Source organism: Longispora sp. NPDC051575, from assembly GCF_040681875.1.
GTDB lineage: Bacteria > Actinomycetota > Actinomycetes > Mycobacteriales > Micromonosporaceae > Longispora.
The window spans coordinates 515,989-532,851 of record NZ_JBFAZP010000004.1; the positions used below are offsets into that span (position 1 = coordinate 515,989).

General features: G+C 70.3%; 13 protein-coding genes. 9 read left to right on the forward strand and 4 right to left on the reverse strand.

Annotated elements, in window-relative coordinates; all coding sequences use genetic code 11:
• Position 1: 1 nt before the first annotated feature.
• Positions 2–2,449 (reverse strand): glycoside hydrolase family 15 protein, encoded by a 2,448-nt coding sequence (locus AB0M43_RS13190; RefSeq protein WP_363724119.1) that lies wholly within the window; start codon positions 2,447–2,449, stop codon positions 2–4.
• 308 nt (positions 2,450–2,757) lie between these two features.
• On the opposite strand from AB0M43_RS13190, the gene AB0M43_RS13195 reads away from it, so the two are divergent.
• From AB0M43_RS13195 to AB0M43_RS13210, 4 genes are all read left to right on the forward strand, one after another.
• Positions 2,758–3,843: a substrate-binding domain-containing protein gene (locus tag AB0M43_RS13195; RefSeq protein ID WP_363724121.1), complete on the forward strand. Its 1,086-nt coding sequence runs from the start codon at positions 2,758–2,760 to the stop codon at positions 3,841–3,843.
• Positions 3,844–3,901: 58 nt separating this feature from the next.
• The gene (locus AB0M43_RS13200) at positions 3,902–4,657 is read left to right on the forward strand and encodes an ATP-binding cassette domain-containing protein (protein WP_363724123.1); all 756 of its coding nucleotides are present in this window, start codon (positions 3,902–3,904) and stop codon (positions 4,655–4,657) included.
• Between the two features lie 74 nt (positions 4,658–4,731).
• Complete coding sequence (locus AB0M43_RS13205) at positions 4,732–5,886, forward strand: ABC transporter permease (protein ID WP_363724568.1); 1,155 nt, start codon at positions 4,732–4,734, stop codon at positions 5,884–5,886.
• A 28-nt stretch (positions 5,887–5,914) separates the two neighbouring features.
• Positions 5,915–7,093 (forward strand): ROK family protein, encoded by a 1,179-nt coding sequence (locus AB0M43_RS13210; protein ID WP_363724125.1) that lies wholly within the window; start codon positions 5,915–5,917, stop codon positions 7,091–7,093.
• A 232-nt stretch (positions 7,094–7,325) separates the two neighbouring features.
• On the opposite strand, the gene AB0M43_RS13215 is transcribed toward AB0M43_RS13210, so the two are convergent.
• From AB0M43_RS13215 to AB0M43_RS13225, 3 genes are all read right to left on the reverse strand, one after another.
• Positions 7,326–8,126, reverse strand: a complete 801-nt coding sequence (locus AB0M43_RS13215; RefSeq protein ID WP_363724127.1) for a hypothetical protein — start codon at positions 8,124–8,126, stop codon at positions 7,326–7,328.
• Positions 8,127–8,136: 10 nt separating this feature from the next.
• Complete coding sequence (locus tag AB0M43_RS13220) at positions 8,137–8,709, reverse strand: papain-like cysteine protease family protein (protein WP_363724129.1); 573 nt, start codon at positions 8,707–8,709, stop codon at positions 8,137–8,139.
• A gap of 350 nt (positions 8,710–9,059) precedes the next feature.
• Positions 9,060–11,861, reverse strand: coding sequence for an NACHT domain-containing protein (locus tag AB0M43_RS13225; RefSeq protein ID WP_363724131.1), 2,802 nt, complete (start codon positions 11,859–11,861; stop codon positions 9,060–9,062).
• 354 nt (positions 11,862–12,215) lie between these two features.
• Between AB0M43_RS13225 and AB0M43_RS13230 the strand changes: the two genes are divergently transcribed.
• Genes AB0M43_RS13230 through AB0M43_RS13250 form a run of 5 tightly spaced genes read left to right on the forward strand, consistent with a single transcriptional unit; the run spans position 12,216 to position 16,839 of the window.
• A complete protein-coding gene (locus tag AB0M43_RS13230) occupies positions 12,216–13,220 on the forward strand; it encodes an ABC transporter substrate-binding protein (RefSeq protein WP_363724133.1) in 1,005 nt (334 codons plus the stop codon).
• Positions 13,220–14,005 carry an ABC transporter ATP-binding protein gene (locus tag AB0M43_RS13235; protein ID WP_363724135.1) on the forward strand — a complete coding sequence of 262 codons (786 nt, stop codon included), beginning with the start codon at positions 13,220–13,222 and terminating at the stop codon, positions 14,003–14,005. Before AB0M43_RS13230 ends, AB0M43_RS13235 begins: the two co-directional genes overlap by 1 nt.
• Positions 13,998–14,798 (forward strand): ABC transporter permease, encoded by an 801-nt coding sequence (locus tag AB0M43_RS13240; protein WP_363724137.1) that lies wholly within the window; start codon positions 13,998–14,000, stop codon positions 14,796–14,798. The genes AB0M43_RS13235 and AB0M43_RS13240 overlap by 8 nt, the downstream gene beginning before the upstream one ends.
• Positions 14,795–16,111: an LLM class flavin-dependent oxidoreductase gene (locus tag AB0M43_RS13245; RefSeq protein ID WP_363724139.1), complete on the forward strand. Its 1,317-nt coding sequence runs from the start codon at positions 14,795–14,797 to the stop codon at positions 16,109–16,111. The genes AB0M43_RS13240 and AB0M43_RS13245 overlap by 4 nt, the downstream gene beginning before the upstream one ends.
• Positions 16,108–16,839 (forward strand): malonic semialdehyde reductase, encoded by a 732-nt coding sequence (locus tag AB0M43_RS13250; RefSeq protein ID WP_363724140.1) that lies wholly within the window; start codon positions 16,108–16,110, stop codon positions 16,837–16,839. The genes AB0M43_RS13245 and AB0M43_RS13250 overlap by 4 nt, the downstream gene beginning before the upstream one ends.
• Positions 16,840–16,863 lie beyond the last annotated feature (24 nt).

Genomic DNA, 16,863 nt, shown 5'->3' on the forward strand with positions numbered 1-16,863 from the left:
GCTAGCACCAGTTCGCCACCGTCACCGCGATCGGTGCCCCCGACAGCACGGCCGACCGGTTCGGGATGTCCCCGCAGGTGGCGTCGCGTTCCACGGTCGCCCACGTCCCCCGGGTCAGCTTGAACTGCAGGGTGGCCCCGTTCGCCGGTAGGGTCACCGTCCAGTGTGTGGCGTCCACCCTGGTCAGCGCGATGCCGGCCGGGTCCCAGTCGGACATTCCCGTGCCGAGGACGCTCAGGGTCCCGGCCAGGTGGACGGTGCCGGCGGTCGACGCCGGAACGGTGGCGGTGAGGACCACGGAGCCGACCGGTCCGGCGTAGCGCGCGGCCACGACCGAGGGCCGTTCGACCGGCTTCCCCGCGTCGATGGACAACGCGAGCCGCACGAACTGCGCCATCGACCAGGCCAAGGGTGTCGCCGAGTCGGTGCCCTCGCCGAACACGAACCCGGAGGACGACGCCCGGTCCCACGCCTGCTCCGGGATCATGTAGCCACTGTTGGCGGAGGCGGCCATCGTGGCCAGGTGCGACGCGGCGGACCGCCCGGCGGCCAGCTCGTACTCGCCGCGTTCCCCGGACAGCAGCGGCCACAGGCGACCGGTGCCGCCGGTGCCGACGTACGGGCCGCCCGACGAGGTCTCGCCGTACGCGTCGTGGTTGTACCGGTACCACATGGCGCCGTTGGGGGTGTCGACCTTGAGGGTGGCGTCGAGTTCGGGCAGGGACGCCAGGATGGTCGGGTCGTCGGCGCGTTTGACCCCGAGCCGGACGAGGTCGAGGAAGCCGCCGTCGACGACGTCGCGCTCGTCCCACGTCCCGCCGCCCGAGTTGATCTCCAGTGGCTGCCCGTCGTTCGGGTTCCCGTTGGCGTCGACCCGCTGGTAGTAGCGGCCGTCGCCGAGGTGCCCGGAGGTGGTGAAGGTCTGGGAGTCGAGCGCGGCCCGCCAGGCGTCCGCAGTGGTCAGGTAGGACGGGTCCCCGCCGAGGGCCGCCGCGCACACCAGGCCGGCGATCTCGGCGGCGATGGTCGAGGGCGAGTAGCCGGCCTCCTCCTCCCAGCGTTCCTGCGGGCTGTGGGTGCCCCGGGCGCGGAGGAAGTCGGCGGACTTCTTCAGTTTCGGCCACGCGTCGGTGCGGCCGAGGTGCCAGGCGAGGATGATCGGGTACGCGACCTCGTCGAGTTGCAGGCTGCCCCAGACCGGGGTGCCGTCGAGGCGGGTGTTCTGCGGGAACGAGCCGTCGGGGCGCTGCTGGACGGTGAGCAGGTAGTCGAGGGAGCGGTTCGCGGCGGCGGCGTCGCCGGCATAGAGCTGGGCGGTGGCGACCTGGTAGAGGTCGCGCGCCCAGACCGCGTGGTAGCCGGCGGTGCCCGGGTTGTCGGCGTTGATCGCCTGGCCCCAGGGCACGGTGAGCGAGGCGACGTTCGCGCCGAGGTAGGTCTTGTCCTCGTGCGCTTTCAAGATCATCAACGCGACGTGGTACTGGGTCCCCAGCCCCGTCGACGTCACGCTGACCGGGGCGGCGTTCAGCCCGGACAGGTACGCGTGCCAGCCGGCGGCGTACGAGCCCACGACGGCGGTGAACCCCGCGGCCAGGGAGCCCGAGGCGGCACCGGACGCGGCGGTGCGGTCCGCGCCGAAGCCGAGCGCCAGGGTGAACGTCGTGTCCGTCCCGACGGGTACCTGGCCGACCTGCACGAGGTTGCCGGGCGAGCCGGCGGAGTCGTAGCGGTTGTCGAGCGTGTGGTTGCCGCGCAGGTCCACGTACCCGTCGGAGGGGGTTCCGCTGTAGCCGCTGGTCAGGGCCGTGAAGCCGGTGGACGCGGCGAGGGCGCTGGCCACGGGGCCGTCGCTGGCGACGAGCTGGCCGGCGGACGTGGCCCCGGTGTCGCCCGTCCCGGAGTTGTTCAGGGACGGGTTGTACAGGACGTAGAGCTTCAGCGGGCCGCCGGAGAGGACCTGGAACCTGGTCCGGAGCAGCATCGTCTGCCGGGCCGGGTCGGCGGCGTAGCTCTTGGTGATCCGGTACCTGCCGCTCCTCGCGGTGTTGACCTGGTCGTAGCTGAGCGAGCGCGGGTCGGTGAGCGTGGTGGCGTGGCTGGTGGAGTCGCGTTCCAGCTCGGTGAACGTCGCGCCGTCGCTGACGACGAACTGCAGGTCCTGGACGTTGGCGGTGTCGACGGTCGGGTAGTACACCTCGTGGGTGATCCCCTGGCCGAGGGTGAACCAGACCTTGGAGCCGGTCGTGGCCGAGGTGCCCAGGCCGTCCTTGGCGCCGGTGGTCCAGGCGGAGCCGACTCCCGGGGCTCCGGGAGCCGGGGCCGCTGCGGCGCGAAACGCGAGGCGCCCCTGGCCGAGCGGCTGAGCGCCCCCGGCGGCGTGGCCGGGGGTGGGGCCCAGCAGTGCCGCACCGAGCGCGACGACCACGGGTAGGGCCGTGCGGGTTCTCATAGCGTTCTCCATCCGGGGGGTGATGGTTGCGCCGCAGAACATATTGCACTTTCGATGCGTTGAACACCCCTCCGGAACGCCAACTTCACCTGTGGGCAACAAACGTGAAACGTCCTTTGCGAGGTGGAGATGCCCCATCTTGGTCATGGGATGTTTCGGATCCGTTTCCGAATCGTTACTCAGAACAACGTTAGTTCTCCGTTGTTCGGCTGGTGTCGGGCGTCACAGGGGCCTATGTTGTCGGCAGCAACATATCCCCCCGCAGCGCCGGGCCTTACCCGACGCGACTTGATGAAAGGACCCGGGCAATGCGCAAGGGACTCCTAGGGTTCACCACCGCCTGCGCGGTCATGGCCCTCGGCCTGACCGGCTGTGGCGGCTCTGACGACAAGGCGGCCGACGCCAAGAAGCCGAAGATCGGCGTGATCCTCCCCGACAGCAAGTCGTCGGCCCGCTGGGAGACCGCCGACCGCAAGTACCTGACGGAGGCCTTCAAGGCCGCCGGCGTCGACTACGACATCCAGAACGCCCAGGGCGACAAGAGCGCGTTCCAGACCATCGCTGACCAGATGATCACGAACGGCGCGACGGTCCTGATGATCGTCAACCTCGACTCGGGTACCGGCAAGGCCGTGCTCGACAAGGCGAAGAGCCAGGGCGTCGCCACCATCGACTACGACCGGCTCACGCTCGGCGGTGGCGCGCAGTACTACGTCAGCTTCGACAACGTGAAGGTCGGCCAACTCCAGGGCGAGGGCCTCGGCAAGTGCCTGACGGACATGAAGGCCGTCAAGCCGATCGTCGCCGAGCTCAACGGCGGGCCGACGGACAACAACGCGGCGCTGTTCAAGAGCGGCTACGACGCGGTGCTGGACCCGAAGTACAAGTCGGGCGACTACGTCAAGGGCCCGGACCAGTCCGTACCCGACTGGGACAACACCCAGGCCGGCACCATCTTCGAGCAGATGCTGACCAGCCAGCCGACCATCGGCGGTGTGCTCGCCGCCAACGACGGCCTCGGCAACGCCGCGATCTCCGTGCTGAAGAAGAACAAGCTCAACGGCAAGGTCCCGGTCACCGGCCAGGACGCCACCGTGCAGGGCCTGCAGAACATCCTCGCGGGCGACCAGTGCATGACCGTCTACAAGGCGATCAAGCAGGAGGCCGACGCGGCCTCGAAGCTGGCCATCAGCCTGGCCAAGGGTGAGAAGGGCTCCACGACCCAGACGGTCAAGGACCCGACGGCCGGCAAGGACGTCCCGTCCGTGCTGCTCACCCCGCAGGCGATCTTCAAGGACAGCGTCAAGGACGTCGTCGCCGACGGCTTCGTGACCAAGGCCGAACTGTGCACGGCCGACTTCGCCGCCCTGTGCGACGCGGCCGGCGTCAAGTAGCAACCCCGTGGGCGGGCCCCCTCGCACCTGCGAGGGGGCCATCACTAGAGGAGCGGTTATGCAGCCCGTGGTGGAACTCCGTGGGATCAACAAGAGTTTCGGAGCGGTGCACGTCCTGCGGGACGTGAACTTCTCCGCCTATCCCGGGGAGGTGACCGCGCTCGTCGGCGACAACGGCGCCGGCAAGTCGACCCTGGTCAAGTGCATGGGTGGCATCCACCCCATCGACTCCGGCGACTACCTGTTCGAGGGTCGCCCGGTGCACGTGCACAGCCCCCGCGACGCCGGCGCCCTGGGCGTCGAGATCGTCTACCAGGACCTCGCGCTGTGCGAGAACCTCGACATCGTCGAGAACATGTTCCTGGGCCGGGAGAACACCAAGGGCCTGATCCTCGACGAGCCTTCCATGGAACAGCTGGCCACCGAGACGCTGGCCAGCCTGTCCGTGCGGACCGTGCGCTCCATCCGGCAGAAGGTCTCCAGCCTGTCCGGCGGGCAGCGCCAGACCGTCGCCATCGCCAAGGCCGTGCTGTGGAACAGCAAGGTCGTCGTCCTCGACGAGCCCACCGCCGCGCTCGGCGTCGCCCAGACCGCCCAGGTGCTGGAGCTGGTCCGCCGGCTCGCCGACAGCGGCCTGGCCGTCATCCTCATCTCGCACAACATGAACGACGTCTTCGCGGTCGCCGACCGGATCGCGGCGCTGTACCTCGGCCGGATGGCCGCCCAGGTCAAGGCGTCCGACGTCACCCACAGCCAGGTCGTCCAGCTGATCACCGCCGGAAGCAGCGCGGGCATGAACGGAGCCTCCTCGTGACCACCAACGAACTCGTCAAGGAGCGCCCGGTCAACCCGGTGCAGGCGTACGTCGACAAGGTGCGCGGCGGCGACATGGGCGCGCTGCCCGCCGTGTTCGGGCTCCTCGTCCTGTGCACCGCGTTCACGATCCTGCGCCCGGTGTTCCTCACCCCGGGCAACATCGCGAACCTGTTCACCCAGGGCGCGGCCGTGACCGTGATCGCCATGGGCCTCGTGTTCGTGCTGCTGCTCGGCGAGATCGACCTGTCCGCCGGGTACACGAGCGGGGTGTGCGCCGCCGTCCTCGCGGTGCTGCTGACGAACCACGGCGTGCCCTGGTACCTCGCGGTCCTCGCCTGTCTCGTCACCGGCGTCCTGATCGGCTTCACCCTCGGTTTCCTCCGGGCGAAGGTCGGCATCCCGTCGTTCGTGGTGACGCTGGCCGCGTTCCTGGCGTTCCAGGGCGTGGCGCTGCTGCTGGTCAAGGGCGGCTCCAACATCGCGATCCGCGACCAGGTGATCCTGTCGATCGCGAACCGGAACGTGCCGCCGCTGGTCGGCTGGGGCCTGGCCGCGGTGTGCGTCGCCGGGTACTCCCTCGTCCAGCTCGTCCAGATCCGCAACCGGGCCCGGCGGGGGCTCGTCCCGACCCCGGTGCCGCTGGTGGCCGCCCGGATCGCCGGCCTGGCCGTGCTCCTCGCGGTCGGCGTCTGGGTGCTCAACCTCGAACGCAGCCGCAACGCCGCCTTCGTGTCGCTCAAGGGCATCCCGATCGTGGTACCGCTGATCGCGGTGCTGCTGGTGGTGGGCACGTTCGTGCTGGCCAGGACCAAGTACGGCCGGCACCTCTACGCGGTCGGCGGCAACGCCGAGGCGGCCCGCCGCGCCGGCATCAACGTCGACCTGATGCGGATGTCCGTGTTCGCCGTGTGTTCGACCATGGCGGCCGTCGGCGGCATCATCGCCGCGTCCCGGGCGAACTCGGTCGACCCGAACACGGGCGGCAGCACGGTGCTGCTGCTGGCGGTCGGCGCGGCCGTGATCGGCGGCACCAGCCTGTTCGGCGGCAAGGGCCGGGTGCTCGACGCCGTGCTCGGCGGGGCCGTGGTGGCCGTCATCGAGAACGGGATGGGCCTGCTGGGCTACAGCGCGGGCGTGAAGTACGTGGTCACGGGGCTGGTACTGCTGCTCGCCGCCGGGGTGGACGCCCTGTCGCGGCGACGTGGTTCCGTCGCCGGATTGCGCTGAGTAGTCACTCCCACGGAGAATCCAGCCGATGCGCGCGGGACCGAGCCAGGAGGAGATCCGCAGGTACAACCTCGGGTCTCTACTCCGGCACGTCCATGTGCTGGGCCCGACCTCGCGGGCCCAGCTCACCACCCTGATGGGGCTCAACCGCAGCACCATCGGCGCGCTGACCGCCGACCTGGTGGCCGCCGACCTGGTCCGCGAGGAGCTGCCCCGGGACCGGCAGGGCGCCGGCCGCCCGTCGCTCGTGGTGCGCCCGGTCTCCGAGCGCGTCCACGTCTACGCGTTCCACGTCGGCGTGGACCGGGTCGTCGCGTCCCGGGTCGGCCTGGGCTGCGTCGTCCTCGACCGGCGCGAGATGATCCACCCCCGGGGCGCGTTCAGCCCCGACGACGTGCTGCGCACCGTGGCCGGGTTCGTGGAGCAGATGCGCCGGTCCGTCCCGGCGGACGCCGTCTGCGTCGGGGCCGGGGCGTCCGTCTCCGGCCTCGTCCGGCACGTCGACGGCATGGTCAGCTTCGGCCCGAACCTGGGCTGGCGGGACGAGCCGTTCGGGGACCGGCTGTCCGGCCTGGTCGGCGAGCGGGTGATGGTCGGCAACGACGCGGACCTCAGCGCCCTCGCGGAGCACCTGCGGGGCGTGGCCACCGGCTCCGCCGACGTCGTCTACCTGCACGGCGACGTGGGCATCGGCGGCGGCATCATCGTGGCGGGCCGACTGCTCGGCGGCCACGAGGGGTACGGCGGCGAGGTCGGCCACATGGTCGTCAACCCGGCCGGCGGCCCGTGCGGCTGCGGTTCGCACGGCTGCTGGGAGACCGAGATCGGCGAGCGGGCCCTGCTGGTGGCGGCCGGCCGCTCCCCCGACGACGGCCGGCAGGGCGTGACCGCGCTGATCGACTCCGCTTCGAGGGGCGACGCCGACGCGCAGGAGGCGCTGCGCCGGGTCGGTGACTGGCTCGGCTTCGGGGTGGCCAACCTGGTCAACATCTTCAACCCGCAGACCGTGGTGTTCGGCGGGCACCTGCGCGACGTGTACCTGGCCTCCGCCGCCCAGGTCCGGGGCCGGCTGAACCGGATGGGCCTGCACGCCTCCCGCGAGCCGGTGAAGTTGCGCACCCCGTCGCTGGGCGAGGATCTGCCGCTGATCGGGGCGGCCGAGCTGGCGTTCACCCGGCTCCTCGAGGACCCGCTCGGCACTCCGTGACCCAGAGCCCCGCCCCGGCCCGGCCAGCCCCGCCCCGGCCCGCCCCGGCCCGGCCCGCCCCGGCCCACCTCGCCTCGGCCAGGCCCCCGCGGATCCTGACCACGACCGCCGTGACGCACCCTGAGGGAGGTGCGCCACGGCACGCGGGGCCGACCGGCCACCCGGCCCCGCACGCGGAGGGACCGGCGGCCGCCCTCTGGGAGGTTGGACGACCACCGGCCCCTCAATCACGTCAGGCCGTTTCCCTCCGGCGGCGGCTGACGATCAGCACCGCGCCGACGACGGTCGAGGCGGTGAGCACCCCGATCCCCGCGTACGCGGCACTGTTGTCGGTCGTCTCCGGGGCCGCCACCCCGAAGCCGCCGAGCTTGCCCTGGTTCACGTAGTCGGAACCGGGGAGTTTGTCGCCGTACCGGGCGCGCACCACGTCCTGGTAGCCGGCGACGGTGACACTGGTGGTGCCGACCACCGAGCGGGCCATGTCGTTGAGGGGGACGACCCGGCCGTTGTGCACCTTGTACCAGGCGTTGACCTGTGGTTCGGTGAACACCAGGTCACCGGACGCCTGCCGGGGGTACGACACCTCGTCCACCGTGGACGAGATGTTGACGGCCTCCCACGCCGTACCCGCCGGCTGGGCGATCCAGACCGACGCGCGCTGCCCGCTGGTGGAGCGCGCCTCCACCGTGGCGTAGGCGAACAGGGCCACCGGGGCGGACCGGTCGCCGGCCACGAAGGCGGGGTTGAGGGAGTAGACGGCCTCGGCGGCACCGGTGAGGGTGGGTGCCTTGCCGGCCGCCGCCCGGTCGGCCGCGCCCCCGTCGAGCGACACGGACCGGCCGGCCGCGTGCTCGTCGAGCTGGACGAAGAACCGGGCGATCCGGGTGGGCGCGTCACCCTGGGTGGCGGCGGAGCGCGCGGTGGCCAGTTCGGCGGCCGACGGTCCCGGCACGCCGGGGGCCGCGGACGCGGGGCTGGCCAGCAGGAGGACGGTGGCGGCACCGACGGCCGCGGCGAACGTGTGGAGTCTCATGTCCGTCTCCTCACAGACCGATCCGGTACAGCGACTGCGCCCAACGGAACTGGCCGTTGCTGACGTAGTAGCTGTGCGACGCCTGGCTGTAGCGCTGGCTGCTCGGCCACGGGTCGCCCCAGAAGATGGAGTTGGTGGCCGTGTCGTAGCCGTAGATGACCTGCGCGTGGCCGCCGCCGGCGGTCCAGTAGATCCCGGTCTCGATCGGCCGGTTCCCGTTGATCTCGGTCTGCACGCCGGTGTAGGACAACGCGCCGGTCACGGTGCCGGGCCGCAGCCCCAGCGCCTGGAACGCGCGCTGCACGTTGGACAGCTCGGCGGGCTGGTTCGGGCACGTCGTGCCGGCCGGGTAGCCGCGCCCGTAGTCGCAGAAGGTGTTCTGGCTCGTGCTCGCGCCGTAGCCCAGGTACCGGGCGATGGTCAGGCCGCTGGCGGCCCAGCACCACTGGTTCTGCGACTGCACCTGCTGCGTGATGCCCAGTTGCTTGCTCGCGGCGAACGCGGGCGTGGCGGGCAGCGTGGTCACGAGCAGGGCGGTGAGGACGGCCACGGCGCCGCCGAGGCGTCGTCGGGTCTTGTGCATGGTCACTCCTTTCGGGAGCGGACACCGGGGAGGGGTAGGTGGAACAACCCGGAGTGCACATCACGTTAGGAGTCGACCAACATCAATGGAACGGGAACCAACCCTTGTAAAACCCTTTCTTCGGGTACGGCCTCACACACCGCCCGAAAGAGGCGCGCACGCCCGGGGCGCCCTCACGGAAGAGGGCCGACAGTCGGGATGACGGTCGGCCCACGGTTTCCGGCGGGGTGGCGGCGCCGTTCACTGCGCTCGACCCTAGAAGGGTTACCGAATCCGGACAACCCTTGCGAACCCCTTCCAACCCACCATTTCCCCTGGTACGCGTCCTATGTATCCAAATTACATTCCTGTTATAGGGTTCCCCCGCCTGGCACCCGCCCCTCGATCCACTCGGCGAACAGCAAATCCGCCTCAAGGGGCAGCTCCAGGTCTGCGAGCAGGCGACGGGCTGTGGCGCGCTGCGATGGTTGGTTGTGCGCGCGCAGGATCGTGGCAACCTCACCGGGGTGGATCGAGCATGCTGGTTCCAGCAGCACGTCGGCCGCTGCAATCAGCAGGAGAACGGCGCGAAACTCCGGCGGTTTGTCCAGCCGCCTCCACGAGGCTGCTTCGAAGTCCATGCCGAGAAGTGGAGAGCTTTCCCCGGCGACGAGCGGCTGGAACCCGGCCAACACTTGGGGATACAGACCAACGATCAGATCGACTGCCTCTTTGCGGCGTCGACCTGGCGGGAGAACGGGAATGCCGTGCAGGATCCAGTCAGCCTGAGACTCGGTGCTCAACCATCCAGTGGAGATCCGGTCGAAAAGGCTGTGGAATCCACCCTCGTGGAGGCGCTCCTGCGTTAGCCGCTCCAGACAGCGCCGCCACCGCGCCGCCGCGCGCGGGACGTCGGCCCCGAATCTGTCCACAAAACGGTCACCCATGCGAATCCTATAGCTGGCGCTCGCGAGGGCCTGTTCCGCAAAGCTGGCGTGCACCATTCCCGCTGACGGGTATTCGTACTCGGAAGCCCGCACCGCCCGCTCGACCGTCTCCACCACGACCGTGGTGATCCGCTCATAGTTGTCTGGATTGACGACCTTCAGAACCTCCAACAGCGGTAGATCGCACCAGTCGTTGTCGTATTGCGAGGTAGAGATCCTGGCTGACAGCGGCACCGAGCATGCCAGCAGGACCGCTCGCTCCACCAAAGCCCGGGTCACCCTGAAACCCGGCGATACCGTACCCAGCGTCCTGGCCGCGAAAAGCAACACCGTTGACGACCGTGCAACATCGGCATCGCTCTCAACCATCGCCAGGCGAAGCAGTTCATCCGCGCCGCCTTCATGGGCGCGGTCGAGGATCTGGACGGCGAGTTGGGAGACAACACTCCATGACGACTCGAACAGGTGCCCCTTCAGCTGTTCCCACACGGCAGCGGGGTCAGGCTTCCTCTTCACCAGCTGAGAAGCCGCGAAGTACTCCAGAAAGGTCCGGTGGACGAAGCCGTACTGAGGCTGGATCGCGTCGACGCCCATGTCCGTCAGGACCCACGCGCGGCCAGCACAGAAATCCAGAAAGTCCTCGGCGGCCTGGACTGCCTCGTCCGGATCCTCGAAGCGCTTCGTAGCCAGGTACTCGGCAAGGCTCCGGCTCAGCTCCGCGCGGGGCAGCACCTGGCGGCCGGCCGGGTCCGTGAACAACTGCCAGGCGAGGCGCTGCACTGCGGGACGGACGAAGGACGAGAAGCGGTGCGGGACCTCGATGTCTCGGGACTTGTCCCAGGTGACGAAGAGGAGCTCGGCGCAGCGTTCGTAGATCTCGGGGCGGTTGCGCGGGATGTAGTGGGTGCTGGAGTAGAGCGTGCACAGCAGTGACAGCATCAGCGGGTTCGCGCACAGGTCGCGGGCGTCCGCGCTCTCCCGGAGGAAGTCACCGGCGAGGCTCCCGCCCTCCTCGGAGGACCGGTCGGGGTCGAGGGCGAACCACTTCGTCACGTACTCGGCGATCTGGTCCTTGGTGAACGGTGCGACCGAGGACACCGGGAACAGACCCCGTTCGAGGGGAGCCTCGTAGTAGCCCACGACACGGGAGGTGACGACGACCCTGGTCAGGGGGTAGCGGTGGACGAAGCCCTCGACCATGCGGGCGAAGGAGCGGCGGTGCTCCGCGGTGCCGAGTTCGTCCAGACCGTCGATGACGACGAGCGCGCGGCCGTTGAGGAGGAGGTATTCGAGCGCGTCGGGCGGAGGTACCAGATGATGGGGCCTGCGGCAGACCGCCTCCAGATAGCTGACCAGGGTGTCGTGGCCGTGCCGCAGGCCGGCCGTGTGCTCGCGGACCACCAGCAGCAGCGGCACGAGCCCCTCCAGGCCGGGTACCTCGTCGGCGGCCACGTCGTGCACGAGCTTGGCCGCGAAGGTGGACTTGCCCGCACCGGGGTCGCCGGTCACGACCGTACGGAACCGGTCGGCCATCACTTCGGCGGCCGTCGACGGGTCCTCCTCCGGGTCTTCGAGCAGCCGGAGGTGCGGCGCGACGTAGAGCCTGGAGTAGTCGACGAACCGGGACTCGCCGGTGTGCTGAAGACGCAGTCGGGTGTGCTGGGCTCTGGCGGCCTCGCGGAGTGACAGGGCGAAGCCGTCGATCTCGACCAGAGAGTCGATCCGGAGCAGCAGGTCGGCGTTGCGCACTCCGGCGGCGGCCACATCGGCGCCGATGGCCAGGGTGTGCCCGTCGAGTTCGGGAACAGCGCCGTCAGGGTCGTGCACCGCGACCTGTACCAGGTGCACGACGAGATCGGTGACCTCGAAGCAGATGTCGTCGCCGAACACTCCGGTGTGCCGCAGGCTGTATCGGATCTGGTCACGCAGCGCGGTGCCGGCCTCGTCCGACGCCGGTCGGGCCGAGTAGACCAGTGCCTGCCGCACCATCTGGGCGAACACCGGGCCGTGCAGATAGTCAGCCAACGTTCGGCGTTGATCGGCGGACAGTCGCTCGGCGAGGTCCGCGCTCCCGGCAGGCAGCATCACCGTCTGGGCGGCGTCGGCGGCGCGGGCCGCGAGGCGGCGGCGGGAACGGCCCGAGGCGCGGGCGTGGACCACGTCCCCCGTCACCTGCGTGACCATCGCGCCGACATATCCCAACAGGGTGGTGAGGACGACTGACACTGTTCTCCTCGGGCACGAACCGGCCAATCCTCGAACATAGCCAGACAGGCCACCCGGCGCTGTCGGCTGGGCGACCGGGGTCACACGGGTATTCCCTACTTAAGCGCTAGGGATAGTTGCCTTTATCTGCCGCGAGCCACTAGCCTCGGTCCCATGAGCCCCCACCCGAGCACCCGCGCGCACTGCCGCACGCGATGTTCGCGCTGACGTAGGCGCTCCCCTCCGCCCGTTCCGGGCCACCGCCCCACCCTTCCCACGCCGACCGCGACCCTCGCGGCCGGCCGCCACGGCCCGTGCGTCCGCCCGGCCGTCCGGAAGCCCCCACCTCGTTCCATCCAGTAAGGAGAACCACCCGTGCGTCGTTCACTCGCACTTCTCACAGCCCTCGCCCTGCTCACCGCCGGGGCCGGCTGCGCCAGTCGGGGTGACGCCGCGGCGGGCGCCGAACAGCGCGTGCTGCGCTACCAGGGCGCGGTCGGCACGGTGACGCTGCCGGAGCTGGCCGCCGACCTCGGGTACCTCGACGATGTGTCGTTGAAGTGGATCGGCAACACGACCAGCGGCCCGCAGGACATCCAGGCCGCCACCACCGGGGATGTCGAGTTCGGCGGCGCGTTCAACGGCGCGATCGTCAAGCTGAAGGCCGCCAAGGCCCCGATCCAGGCCGTCATCGGGTACTACGGCGTCAACGAGCAGGTCTACGGCGGCTACTACGTCCTCGACGGCAGCCCGGTGAAGAGTGCCCGGGACCTGATCGGCAAGAAGATCGGCATGAACACGCTCGGCGCGCACTACGAGGCGGTGCTGAAGACGTACCTGGTCCGCAACGGCCTGTCCGACGAGGAGATCAAGAAGGTCGAGCCGGTGGTGGTCCCGCCGGTGAGTACGGAGCAGGCACTGCGCTCCGGCCAGATCGACGTCGCGGTGCTCAGCGGCACCCTGCGGGACAAGGCCCTGGAGAAGGGCGGCATCCACCCGCTGTTCACGGACTTCGAGCTGCTCGGCGCGTTCACTGCCGGCAGCTACGTGTTCCGCACCGAGTTCCTGAAGAAGAACCCGACGACGGTGCGCACGTTCGTCACCGGGGTGGCCAAGGCCATCGAGTGGACGCGGACGACGCCCCGCGAGCAGGTGATCGCGAAGTACGCGGAGATCCTGAAGAAGCGGGCCCGCAACGAGGACGACAGCCAGCTGAAGTTCTGGAAGAGCACCGGGGTGGCCGGCGCGGGCGGGCTGATCAGCGACCAGGAGTTCAGTACGTGGGTGGACTGGCTGGACCGGTCGGGCGAGCTGAAGAACGGGAAGCCGGCGCTGAAGGACGTGTTCACGAACCAGTACAACGGCTACAAGGCGGCGTGATGAAGATCCAGCTGTTGGACGTCACGAAGACCTTCGGGGACTTCACCGCGCTGAGCGACATCAGCCTGGACATCCGGGCGGGCGAGTTCGTGGCGCTGGTCGGTCCGAGCGGCTGCGGGAAGTCCACGCTGCTCGACCTGCTCGGCGGGCTCAGCCGGCCGACCGGGGGCCAGATCCTGATCGACGGGAACCCGGTCACCGGGCCGGGGCTGGACCGGGGCGTGGTGTTCCAGCAGTACGCGCTGCTGCCGTGGCGGACCGCGCTCGGCAACATCGAGTTCGGGCTGGAGGCCAAGGGCATCGGGCGCAGGGAGCGCGCGGAACGGTCGCGGCACTTCCTCGACCTGGTCGGGCTCGACGGCTTCGGGGACCGGTACCCGCACGAGCTGTCCGGGGGCATGAAGCAGCGGGTCGCGATCGCGCGCAGCCTCGCGTTCGACCCCGAGGTGCTGCTGATGGACGAGCCGTTCGCGGCCCTGGACGCCCAGACCCGCGAGTCGTTGCAGGACGAGCTGCTCCGGATCTGGGAGCGCACCGGCAAGACGATCGTGTTCATCACGCACGGCATCGAGGAGGCCGTCTACCTCGGCCAGCGGGTCGCCGTGATGACCTCGCGGCCGGGGCGGATCAAGCGGGTGGTCGACATCCCGTTGGACTCCCGCACGAGTGGCGGGGACCTGCGCGCGGACCCGGAGTTCGTCCGGCTGCGCCACGAGATCTGGGAACTGCTCCGCGACGAGGTCCGCGCGGCGCAGGCGAGTGAGAGGGAGTCCCGCGTTGGCTAGCATCTCGGTACCGCGCGTCGCCGGCCGGCGGCCCCGCGTACCCGTCGTCGGTTGGATCTTCCGTCGTTTCGGGGTCCTGGCCCTGCTCGTGGCCGTGTGGGAGTTCGTGCCCCGGCTCGAACTCGTCGACCCGACCTTCCTGCCGCCGCTGTCGGAGGTGCTCGCCGCGTGGTGGGACCTGGCCCGGTCCGGCGAGCTGTGGAACCACATCGAGATCAGCCTGATCCGGTCGCTGAGCGGGTTCGTGCTGGCCATCCTGGTGGCGATCCCGCTGGGGCTGCTGATCGGCTGGTACAAGCCGGTCGCCGAGGCGCTCAGCCCCGCGCTGGAGCTGTTCCGCAACACCTCCGCGCTGGCGCTGCTGCCGGTGTTCATCCTGATCCTCGGGCTCGGCGAGACGTCCAAGATCTCCCTGGTGCTCTACGCCTGCTCGTGGCCGATCCTCCTCAACACCATCAGCGGGGTACGCGGCGTGGACCCGCTCCTGATCAAGTCGGCCGTCTCCCTGGGGCTCAGGCCGGCCCGGCTGTTCCAGAAGGTGATCCTGCCGGCGGCCGTGCCCACCGTGTTCACGGGCATCCGGCTCGCCGGCGCCTACTCGATCCTGGTCCTCGTCGCCGCCGAGATGGTCGGCGCCAAGGCCGGCCTCGGTTACCTGATCAACGCCTCGCAGTTCAACTTCGCGGTCCCCGACATGTACGCGGGCATCCTCACCATCTCGGCCATCGGCCTGGCGTTCAACCAGGTGCTCGTCACCCTCGAACGCCGCTTCTCGACCTGGAGAACCTCATGACCCGGCACCTGCACCTCAACGCCTTCCTGATGGGCGTCGGGCACCACGAGGCCGCGTGGCGGCACCCGAGCACCGACGCCCGCCGGGTCCTCGACGTCAAGCACTTCCAGGAACTGGCCCGGATCGCCGAACGCGGCAAGCTCGACTCCGTGTTCCTCGCCGACGGCCTGTTCGTCGGCCCCAACGCCCGGCACAACATCCTGTCCGTGTTCGAACCGCTCACCCTGCTGGCGGCGCTCGCGGCCGTGACCGAGCACATCGGACTCATCGCGACCGTGTCGACCAGCTACCACGAGCCGTTCAACGTGGCCCGCAAGTTCGCCTCCCTCGACCACATCAGCGGCGGGCGGGCCGGCTGGAACATCGTCACCTCCGCCACCGACGGCGAGGCCCGCAACTTCAACCTGCCCGGGGTGGCCGCGCACCGCGAACGGTACGACCGGGCCGAGGAGTTCGTCGACGTCACCCTCAAGCTGTGGGACAGCTGGGAGGACGACGCGCTGCGGTTCGACGTCGAGGCCGGGGTGTTCGCCGAGACCACCAAGCTGCACGCCATCTCGCACGTCGGCGAACGGTTCCGGGTCGACGGGCCGCTGAACACGCCCCGCTCACCGCAGGGCCGGCCGCTGCTCGTGCAGGCCGGGTCGTCGCGGGACGGCAAGGACTTCGCCGCCCGGTACGCCGAGGCCGTGTTCACCGCGCAGCAGACCCTCGCGGAGGCCCAGAACTTCTACGCCGACCTCAAGGCCCGCGCGTACGGCTTCGGCCGCGAGGTCCGGATCCTGCCCGGGATCGCGCCGGTGATCGGCTCCACCGAGGCCGAGGCGCTGGCCCTGGCGGCGGAACTGCAGGACCTGATCGTCACCGACTACGCCGTCACCCAGCTGTCCCAGATCCTGCAACTGGACCTGGCCGGGTACTCCCTCGACGGGCCGCTGCCGGCGCTGCCCGACTCCACGACGATCGAGGGCATGCAGAGCCGGTACCAGCTGGTCGTCGATCTGGCCCGGCGGGAGAAGCTCACCATCCGGCAGCTGCTCGGCAGGCTGGGCGGCGGGCGCGGGCACCGGGTGGTCGCGGGCACGCCCGAGCAGATCGCCGACGAGATCGAACTGTGGTTCCGGTCCGGGGCCGCCGACGGGTTCAATGTCATGCCGCCGGTGCTGCCGGCCGGGTTGGAGGATTTCGTGGACCATGTGGTGCCGGAGCTGCGCAGGCGCGGGTTGTTCCGGGAGGAGTACTCCGGGGCGACGCTGCGGGAGCACTACGGGCTGGCCCGGCCGGCGAGTCGGTACGCGGCGGTGGCGGTGTGAGCGGGCGGGAGGCCCACGGGGCGGGGGCCGGCCCGACCGGCCCGGAGGTCGGCGCGACCGGGGCGGGACCGGTGGCCGACCCGGCGGACGTGTTCGACGCGTTCGACGCCGGCCTGTCCCCCGACGCGCAGCACGTCGCCGGGCTGGGGCTGGCCGCCGACGCGCAGGACCTGCTGTTCCGGCGGGCCCGCACCGCGAACACGTTCACCCCCGAGCCGGTGACCGACGACCAGATCCGGGCCATCTACGACCTGGTCCGCTTCGGCCCGACCGGCGCCAACGCCCAGCCGCTGCGGATCGTGCTGGTCCGCTCCCCCGAGGCGCGGGCCCGGCTCGTCGCCCGGGTCAGCGCGAACAACGCCCCCAAGGTGACCGACGCCCCGCTGGTGGTGATCCTGGCCGCCGACACCGGCTTCCACGAGACCCTTCCCCGGGTGTTCCCGCACAACCCCGGAGCCCGCGACTGGTACGCCGACCCGGCGTTCCGCGAGTCCCAGGCCCGGTTCAACGCGGCCATCCAGATCGGGTACTTCCTGGTCGGCATCCGGGCCGCCGGGTTGTCCGCCGGGCCGATGGGCGGGTTCGACGCGCCGGGGGTCGACAAGGACTTCTTCCCCGACGGCCGGCTGCGTTCCCAGCTCGTGGTGAACATCGGGCGGCCCGGCCCGGACGCCTGGCAGGACCGGTTGCCCCGGCTCGACGCGGACGAGGTGATCAGCACGGTGTGACGTGGTGGCGGCCCCGCCGGGGCC